Consider the following 8,175-nt stretch of genomic DNA (forward strand, 5'->3'; position numbering starts at 1 on the left):
GTAGCCGAGCACGAAGCCGACCATCGGCGAGAGGACCATCGGGATGATCACGCTCTCCCCGATGCCGGTCCAGAGCACCGTGCCGGACGCGGCGACGGTCGAGCCGACCAGGCCGCCGATCAGCGCGAGCGACGAGGCGGCCGGTCGCGTGCCGGCGGGCACCCCGGTCCTCGGCGTCCCCGGGCAGCCTCAACAGCTGACCCGGGTGGATCCGGTCCGGGTCGCCGAGCCGGTTCAGCTCGGCCAACTCCCGGTAGTCGGCGAACTCGTCCAGGTAGCGCTGGGCGACCGCGCCCAGGTGGTCGCCCCGGGCCACCCGGTAGACCGCCACACCGTCGTCCGAGGCGGATGAGGTCACGGGAGCGGACGAGGCGACCGGGGTGGACCAGGTGTGCGCGGCCGGCCCCGGCCAGGCGGCCTCCGCAACCGTCCGCGCGGCTGCGGGCTGTGCCGCCGGCAGGGCGTACGGGTCGGCGACCACCGCCGCCGCACTCGCCGCCGGGCTGGCCGCGAGGACCAGCGCGACCGAACCGACCAGCGCGGCGGCGGCCCGTTGCTGGCGACTCATCCCCGGCAGCCGGGGCGCCGGCCGGCGCAGCGCCTGCGCGCAGAGTTCGACCAGGACGGAGAAGGTGAACGTGGCCCAGCCGAACCAGCCGGCCAGCGCCAGCGCCCGCAGGAAGAGCCGCCCGTCGTCCCGGCTGGTCAGCGTCGAACCGATCTCCGCGACGCTGGGCAGGTGGTCGGGCAGCGGGTTGCCGGCGAGGGCGAGCAGCGCCACCGGCGCGCCGACCAGCACCGCGCAGAGCACGACGAGCGCGCCGAACCCGGTCAGGATGCGTCCGGTCCGCCGTACGACGGAACGCCCCGATGCGGCCATGGCTGCCTTCCCTTCCTACGGTGCCCCGGTGAGCGGCCGCGCGGTCGCCTCACCGGAGACGGTGACGGTCTCGTCGAAGCCGAGCAGGCCGAGCATGGATCTGCGGTGCGTGACGGTGACGCGTACCCGGACCCGGGTCTCCCCGTCGACGACCGGGAAGCTGACGGTGTGGCCGGCGGCGCCGGCGGCGGCGAGGTAACCGGCGACGGCCCGGCGGGCCTGGGGGCGGTCGATCCGGGTCGGCCCGCCCTCGATGGCGGTGGCCCGGTCGATGGCCTGGCCGCCGGCGCGGGCGGCCTCGGCCGCGAGGTTGTCGGCCCGCTGCAACGTGCGCAGCTGACCCGCGCCGTCGAAGGCCAGGCCGATGACGGAGAGGACGCCGACCATCGCCACCGCGAGGAAGATGCTGACCCGGCCCTGGTCGTGCCGACCGGCCACGGCGGTCATCCCCGGCTCCGGTAGCGGTCCAGCGGCGACGTGAAGTTCGCCGACACGCGCTTGCCGGCGGGCATCCCCGGCAGGACGGACAGGTGCAGGTCCCCGTAGGAGACGGTGCAGGCGACCCGGACGGTGACCGAGGCGTCCTGCCCGGCCGGGCTGCGGAACGCCGCGTCGAAGCTGGTGGGGGCGCCGCGTACCGCGCCGCTGAACGTCACCTCGGGAGTGCCGGCGCAGTTCAGGCCGCGCCAGTCGAGCTGCCGGCGGGCCGCGTCCCGGGCCTCGGCGCGGGCCGTGCGGGCGTCCCGGGAGATCGAGGCGGCGCGGGCGGCGTCGTGGGCGGCGGCGTCGATCGCCTCGGCCGCCACGGCGGTACGCCCGGCGACGCCGGCCAGCACGATCAGCGCGATGAACGCCGGGGCGAGCACCGCCACCTCGATCGAGACCGAGCCCCGCTCGGCGGTACGGCTCACGGCGCGGTCCACCGTTCCACGGTCCCGTGCGCGGTCTGGTGCACCGGGAAGGTGACCCCGGGTACGACCGACAGGGACCGCCCGCGCACCGTGCAGGTCACCTCGGTCGCGGTGGTCTCGCAGCTCGGTGCGGGGTCCTTCCAGCCGACCAGCCAGCCGCCTGAGGCTTTCAGGAACCGGACGGCCCGCGCCTCACCGGCCCCGGGCGGCGCCTGGTGCAGCCGCTGCGCGTTGACCGCGCTCTGCGCGGCGTTGAGCGCGGTGGAGCGGGCGACGAACCAGGCCGCTGCCTGGATCGAGGCGAAGAGCAGCAGCAGGATCACCGGCATCACCACCGCCAACTCGACCGGGTTGGCCCCCCGGTCGACCCCGCCGGCCACGAGCCGCCGGGCGGCAGCCGCGACGGGGCGCCGGGCGGCGGTGGCCGCCCGGCGCCCCGGGACGGAGTCTGTCCGGCGCACGGCCCGGTGTTACTTCGGGTCCGGAGCCTGGTGGGTGGGGATGTTGGTCATCCAGTCGTTGGCGGCACCGAGGGCGGCGGCGGTGACCGCCATCGCGACGGCGACCAGACCGAAGATGATCACTGCGGTCGGTACGGGGCTGTCGCCCCGCTCCCCGTCCTCGCGCAGCTCGGCCAGGCGTGTCGACACGACGACGTGCAGTCGGGTGATGACGGACATGACGTGCTCCTTCTCTCGGGGGCGGATCACAGGCGGGCGATGAACGGATAGACGGCGAAGCCGAGCAGGACGAAGACGAGCAGCGCCCCGGGGATGTCGAGCCGGCTGGTCACCCCCTCGGCCCGGGCCAGGTTGTCGGTGCGGATCTGGTCGCGCAGCGAGTCGGCGCGGCTGCGCAGGGTCTCGTGCACCTGCGCGCCCTCGCTGCCGGAGGAGCGCATGATCGCCCCGACGTCGCCCAGTTCCGGGATGCCGATGCGCTCGGCGAGGTCGCGAAGCTCGTCCCACGGCGAGTGCATCTGCATCTGCGCGATCCGCAGCGACTCGGAGATGCGGTCGAAGACCCAGCCGTCGCAGACCGCCGCCGCCCGCTCCAGCGACTGCACCGGCCCGTGCGCGGCGGAGAGCTGGAGGGCGACCAGGTCGAGGTAGGTGCAGACCGCCTGGCGGAACTCGTCGCGCGCCTTGTCCGCCCGGTCCAGCACCGACCGGTGCGCGATCAGGGCGCAGAGCAGCGCCAACCCGAGGCTGCCGAGGACGGGTACGACCACCGGCAGCCGGATGCCGACGGCGAACAGGGTGACGCCGAGCAGCGTCGGCGCGGCGAGCCCGATCAGCGCGGAGAGCAGCATCGACAGGGCGTACTGCTCGGGCGTCCGGTCGATCAGGGCGAGCTGCCGGTGCGGTGGCCGCAGCCAGCGGGACAGCCCGGTGAGCCACTCCAGCCGCCGGTCGGCGGGCGTGGCGAGCTGCCCGGCGCCGGCCGGTTGGTGCAGCCGGCGCAGCGCGGGCCCGAGCGCGGGCGTGGCCGGCACCAGCTCGCGGACCACCAGGAAGGCGCCCAGCCCGATCGCCGCCCCGCCGCACACGGCGACGGCGAGCTGCCAGTTGAGGACGACCGTACTCACGGTGCTTGCCTTTCGTTCGCGACTGCGGGGCTCGCAAGCTCACTCCTCGCGCTCACGGGGCCACCTCCTCCGGGTCGGGAGCCGGCAGGAAGCGGGCCGGCCGGCGGGGCTGGCTCATCGACCGCACCCAGGCCAGCAGGCCGACGAAGGCCGCGCCGAGCGTCGCCATCACGAGCTGCCCGAAGGGCGTGCCGTACGGGCTCACGTACTCGGTGTTGAGCAGCCCGTACGCGACGGTGGCCAGGGTCATCCCGGTGAGGAAGCGGACCGCGAACCGGGGCTGGGTGCGCTTCGCCTCGATCTCCCGGCGGGTGGCCACCTCGGCCGCCGCCGCTCCGGCGATCGAGCCGAGCACGTCGCCGAGGCGTTCGCCCCGGTCGGTCACGTGCAGGATCAGCGCCGCCACCACCTGGTCGCAGACCGGGTCGCCGATCTCGTCGGCGAAGGCGAGCAGCGCGGAGCGGGCCAGCCAGCCGGCCTGGAGGCGGGCGGCGAGCAGCCGTACCTCCTCCTGGATCTCCTCGGGAGCGGTGGCGACCGTACCGATGATCGTCTGCTGGAGTCCCTGGCCGGTGGCGGAGACGTCCTTGAGCCGGCGGGTCCACTCGCCGACCGCCTCGATGCGGGCGATGGCCCGCTGCTCGGCCTTGCCGACGGAGAACAGCCACGGGGTGCCCGGGACGGCCACCGCGACCAGCAGACCGACCACCGGCAGGCCGGTGACCAGGAAGGCCAGCGCACCCGCGACCAGGGCGGCGACCAGCAGCGCCTGGTGGGCCCGCTGTTCGCGCGGGGTGGCGCCCGGGCCCTTCCAGAGCCGGTCGAGCCCACGGCCCGCGCCCGGGCCACCGGGCGGCCGGCGGGTGCCGACCAGCGCGACGACCGCCAGCAGCAGCCCGGCCACGCAGGCGGCGCCGGAGGCCACCGCGACGAGTTCGACGTTGTCCAGCACCTCCGGTCACCGCCGCCCGAGCCGGGTCTGCCGGGGCCGCCGCCACGCGCCCGTGCCGGCCTCGATCCACCGGCTGAGCAGCCGGGCGTCGTAGCCGACCCGGAGGAGTTGGGCGCGCACCCGCTCGGGCAGGTGCCGGGGTACGGCCCGCCCGTCCGGCCCGGGCCCGAACACCTGGGTGGTGGTGATCCGGTTGCCGTCGCCGACGCCGATGACCTCCTCGACGTGCGAGACGAAGCGGTGCTTGCGCCCGCCGATCGCGGTCTCGTCCTCGACGGTGACGTAGACGATCAGGTCGAGCGCGTTGCCGGCCATCCGGCGGGCCTGGTCGACGGTCATCTCGCGGCCGTGCGCGAGCGCCAGCTCGATGATCCGCTCGCTGACCCCGGCGGGCGTACGGGCGTGGATGGTGCACATCGAGCCGCGGCTGGTCGTCATGGCCTGGAGCATCGGGACGATCTCCCGGGACCGGACCTCGCCGACGATGATCCGCAGCACGCCCATCCGCAGGGAGACCGGGATCAGGTCGGCGATGCTCACCTCGCCGGCCGGGCGGCCGTCCGCCCCGCGTTCGCCGTGCCCCTCCCGGGCCTCGAAGCTCATCACCGCCCGGTGCTTGAGGCGGCGGCGGGCCGGCAGCAGCTCGCGGCTCTCCTCCAGCAGCACGTACGGCTCGTCGGCCGGGATCTCGTCCATCAGCGCCCGGATGACTGTGGTCTTCCCGGCGCCCGCGAGGCCGGCCACCATGATGTTCAGCCCGGCGCGCATGGACGCGCGGAGGAAGTCGCGCACCAGCGGGTCGATCATCTCGTCCAGGTCGCCCCTGGCCCCGGCGAGGTCGTCGAGGCTCACGTCGAGGGTGTTGTGCTTGCGGATCACCGCGTACGGGCGGTGGCTGACCAGGAACACCGCGGCGAGCCGGCTGCCGTCGGGCAGTTGCAGGTCGAGGGTGGGCTTGGACGTCGACAGCGAGCGTTCGGTGGCCCCGGCCCGGCGGGCCGCCGCCTGGAGGATCTCCACCAGCTCGTCGTCGCTGTCGGCGATCGGCTCCACCCAGTCGACGCCGCCGCCGTGGCGGGTGACGCGCACCTGGTCGCAGCCGAGGATGTGCACCTCCTCGATGGTGTCGTCGACCAGCAGCGTCTGGAGGCGGCCGAGCCCGGCCAGTTCGGCGGTCACCTGGTCGAGCAGGAGCCGCTCCTCGCCGGCCGCCATCGGGGTGCCGGCCCGGCGCACCGCGTCCGCGTACTCGGCGACCACCGTCACCGCGAGCCGGGCGCGCTCGGTGTCCTCCTCGTCGACGGTGAACTCCCGGCCGCGCTGCCACAGGGCCAGCCGCTCGCTGAGTTCCCGGCGCAGCTCGCGGACCACCTGGAAGTCGACCCGGGGCCGGGGCGGCGGCTCGGGCCGCGGCGCGGTGACCGGCACCGGCAGCGGGAGGGGATGGTGGCGTCCGTTGGGCGGGGCCAGCGGCGGCGCCGTGGAGGTGGCACCGGGCGGCTGCCGGCGCGGGTCGCCGGAGACCGGTTCAAACCGCATCCGGCACCCCCTGCGGCACGGGCCAGGTCAGCCGGGCGCGCCGGCGTTCCAGCATCGCCCCGACCGGCACCTCCAGGGCCCCGGCCGCGCGCATCAGGGGCCGACCGGCCCGCACGGTGCCGCCCAGGCCGAGCACCTCGGCCGTACGCGGATCGTGCGGCATCCGGGCGATCACCGGCAGCCGCAGCGCCTTGCTGACCTCGCCGCTGCCGTGGCCGTCGCCGACCAGCAGCAGCCGCAGGGTGCCCGGCGGCACCCGGTGCTCGGCGAAGTCCCGCTCGATCGTCCTGGCCATGGCCCGGGTGCCGGAGAGGTCGGGGAGCCGGGCGCCGCTGACCAGCAGCACCACCGAGGCGGCGCGCAGGATCGGCCACGGTGGACCGACGACGTGCAGCCGCCCGCAGTCCACCACCACGTCGTACGGCGGGTCGCCGCCCTCCAGGCTGCCGAAGAAGTCGGCGAAGCGCTGCCAGAGCGGGATGACGCTGCCGGCCTGGGCGGGATCGACGACGCCGGGCAGCAGCAGCCGCTCCCGCTTCGGCGCGTCCAGGTCGACCAGTTGCGACCAGAACGCCGACTCCAGGTTGCCGTCGCGCAACTCGCCGACCGCCAGTTCGCCGATGCCCCGGGGGCCGTCGAGCGCGCCGCCCAGGTAGCCGGCGAGGATCGACCCGCCGGCCGGGTCGCACTCGGCGAGCACCAGCCGCCGGTGCCAGGTCAGGGCGCACGCGAGGGCGGCGGTGGTGACGCCCGGGGAGCCCTTCGCCGACACCAGCGCGATGATCGCCATGGTCAGGCCGCCTCGGTCAGTACGAGAGCGATCCGCTCCTGGCTGGACAGCGCGACGACGGCCGGCACGTCCCGGACGGCGAGTGCCAGGTAGACCACCACCTCGTCGTCGTCGTCCGAGGTGACGGCGTCGATGACCGTCGCCTCGAACCGGGTGGCGGCGCCCGCGGGGCGGTCGTCGTCCCCGTCCGGCGTGCTCACCAGCAGGATCTTGTCGCCGGGGTGGAGCCTGCGGGCGGGGACCTCGGCGGGGCTCAGGCCCAGCGCGAGTTGCTGCTGGCCGGGCCCGAGCAGCGGGTCGTCGGTGAGCTGCGCCATGGTCAGCAGCGTGCCGGGGGTCAGCGCCACAGCGGCCCGCTTGCCGACCACCTCGTCGAGCCGCCCGGCGGGCACCGGCGAGAGCCCCTGGCCACCGGCCACCTGCACCGGGACCAGGTCGTCGGCGCTGACCTGCCGGCCGACCTCGACCGGCCGGGCCACCGCCAGGTAGCTGCCGGTGGCGCGTACGGAGGTGACCGCGAACGCCGCCCCCAGGCCGCCGAGGGCGATCAGCAGCACGGCCAGGCCGAGCAGCCCGGGCCGCATCCGCCGCTGCCGCACCACCCGGGGCGGGGCGACCGGCGCGTCCACCGGCCCGGTTCCGTTCCGGGTCGCCACACTCACCGGACCATCTCCGTTCGCGACTGCGGGGCTCGCAAGATCGGCTCACTCCTCGCGCTCACTGGGCCCGTCTCCGTTCGCGACTGCGGGGCTCGCAAGATCGGCTCACTCCTCGCGCTCACTGGGCCACCACCTGAAGTTCGTTGATTCGGACCGGGACCGTTCCCGTGGTCCGGTTGACCGGGATGACGCCGCTCTGGCCGCCGCCCTGCCAGGTCACCGTCCAGTAGGTCGTGGCCCGCACCCGGTAGTCGCCGGCCTTCGGGTAGCCCTGGTAGCCGCAGTCGGGGGAGGGGCGGCCGGCGAGCGGGCCGTCGGCCCGGTACGGCGTACCGGCGCCGGAGCAGGTGACCTTGCGGCCGTTGCCCATGTTCCAGACGATCCGGTCGAACTTCGCCGTGATCCGTACGGTCAGGCCCCGCTCGCTCTCCGATGCCCGCTGGGTCGGCCCGAAGTACTTCCGGTCGTCGTTGCGGCCCCACATCCAGACCGGCAGCCCGACCAGGCCGGGACCGTTGCTGCGGCGGGGGGCGACCGCGATCCGGGGCGCCGCAATGGTGATCTTGGCCAGCGCCCGCCGGGCGAGTTCCTCCGGGTCGGGCGGCGCGCCGAAGCCGGGCGGCGGGGCATCGCGCAGGACCGTGGTCTGGGAGCCGAGGTCGCCGCCGTTGCAGGTGCGCACGTACCACTGCTGGCCCTCGGGGGCCTCGGGCTGCGGTTCGGCGAGCTTGTAGTAGCAGCCGTCGCCGTTGTTGAACCAGCCGAGCACGCTGTCGTAGCACTTGACGGTGCGGCCGTTCCACTGGCACTTGGCGGCGCCGCCCCCGCCGCCCGGAACCTCACCTCGGCGGTACGC

10 protein-coding genes and 1 pseudogene are annotated in these 8,175 nt (G+C 75.2%); all 11 read right to left on the reverse strand.

Annotated elements, in window-relative coordinates; translation table 11 throughout:
- Positions 1-880, reverse strand: an 880-nt coding sequence (locus F6X68_RS27365) for a LysM peptidoglycan-binding domain-containing protein (protein ID WP_151456962.1), incomplete at its 3' end; no start/stop codon positions are given.
- A 15-nt stretch (positions 881-895) separates the two neighbouring features.
- Positions 896-1,327 carry a pilus assembly protein TadG-related protein gene (locus F6X68_RS27370; protein ID WP_151456963.1) on the reverse strand — a complete coding sequence of 144 codons (432 nt, stop codon included), beginning with the start codon at positions 1,325-1,327 and terminating at the stop codon, positions 896-898.
- Positions 1,324-1,803, reverse strand: a complete 480-nt coding sequence (locus tag F6X68_RS27375; protein ID WP_151456964.1) for a TadE/TadG family type IV pilus assembly protein — start codon at positions 1,801-1,803, stop codon at positions 1,324-1,326. Before F6X68_RS27375 ends, F6X68_RS27370 begins: the two co-directional genes overlap by 4 nt.
- On the reverse strand, positions 1,788-2,252 hold the full coding sequence (locus tag F6X68_RS27380) for a TadE/TadG family type IV pilus assembly protein (protein WP_370518996.1): 465 nt from the start codon (positions 2,250-2,252) through the stop codon (positions 1,788-1,790). Before F6X68_RS27380 ends, F6X68_RS27375 begins: the two co-directional genes overlap by 16 nt.
- Positions 2,253-2,261: 9 nt before the next feature.
- A complete protein-coding gene (locus F6X68_RS27385) occupies positions 2,262-2,471 on the reverse strand; it encodes a hypothetical protein (RefSeq protein WP_151456965.1) in 210 nt (69 codons plus the stop codon).
- Positions 2,472-2,497: 26 nt separating this feature from the next.
- Positions 2,498-3,379 carry a type II secretion system F family protein gene (locus tag F6X68_RS27390; protein WP_151456966.1) on the reverse strand — a complete coding sequence of 294 codons (882 nt, stop codon included), beginning with the start codon at positions 3,377-3,379 and terminating at the stop codon, positions 2,498-2,500.
- Between the two features lie 52 nt (positions 3,380-3,431).
- Positions 3,432-4,377 (reverse strand): annotated as a pseudogene (locus F6X68_RS27395) (type II secretion system F family protein).
- The gene (locus F6X68_RS27400) at positions 4,338-5,870 is read right to left on the reverse strand and encodes a CpaF family protein (RefSeq protein ID WP_151456968.1); all 1,533 of its coding nucleotides are present in this window, start codon (positions 5,868-5,870) and stop codon (positions 4,338-4,340) included. The pseudogene F6X68_RS27395 and the gene F6X68_RS27400 overlap by 40 nt, the downstream one beginning before the upstream one ends.
- Positions 5,860-6,660 (reverse strand): ParA family protein, encoded by an 801-nt coding sequence (locus tag F6X68_RS27405; RefSeq protein WP_151456969.1) that lies wholly within the window; start codon positions 6,658-6,660, stop codon positions 5,860-5,862. Before F6X68_RS27405 ends, F6X68_RS27400 begins: the two co-directional genes overlap by 11 nt.
- Before the next feature lie 2 nt (positions 6,661-6,662).
- Positions 6,663-7,322 carry an SAF domain-containing protein gene (locus F6X68_RS27410; RefSeq protein ID WP_151456970.1) on the reverse strand — a complete coding sequence of 220 codons (660 nt, stop codon included), beginning with the start codon at positions 7,320-7,322 and terminating at the stop codon, positions 6,663-6,665.
- 115 nt (positions 7,323-7,437) lie between these two features.
- The coding region (locus F6X68_RS27415) for a hypothetical protein (protein ID WP_151456971.1) at positions 7,438-8,175 on the reverse strand (738 nt) is incomplete at its 5' end.

The organism is Micromonospora sp. AMSO12t (assembly GCF_008806585.1).
In the GTDB taxonomy this organism is placed as follows: Bacteria; Actinomycetota; Actinomycetes; order Mycobacteriales; family Micromonosporaceae; genus Micromonospora; species Micromonospora reichwaldensis.